At 47.2% G+C, this 307-nt stretch carries 1 protein-coding gene; it reads right to left on the reverse strand.

Annotated elements, in window-relative coordinates:
* The coding region (locus tag A3756_RS27400; RefSeq protein ID WP_197481203.1) for a hypothetical protein at positions 1-307 on the reverse strand (307 nt) is incomplete at both ends.

Genomic DNA, 307 nt, shown 5'->3' on the forward strand with positions numbered 1-307 from the left:
CCCTGCTAGAGGAGCCGCTGTACCTTCACCAAGCGAGATGCCGGCGTATGGGTTTGCGTTGCAGCCGATATTCGCTGGTTGTACAACGTCAACAGCGGGAGATGCATTATTTGGAATAAATACATCGCCAACCACTTCGCTAAATAAGGCTTTGGTTGTAGAAGTGGTGCTACTCAAGTTGCCTACAAAGTTAATTGGATCAAAAGAGTCAAATGACGCTTGAAGAACGTTAAGGAAGGTCTCAAGGTCTGCATCGCCTCTTTGTAAACCAGCAGCAGATTGCAATGCTAGCAGAGAATTCCCCAGT

This window comes from Oleiphilus sp. HI0086 (assembly GCF_001635225.1).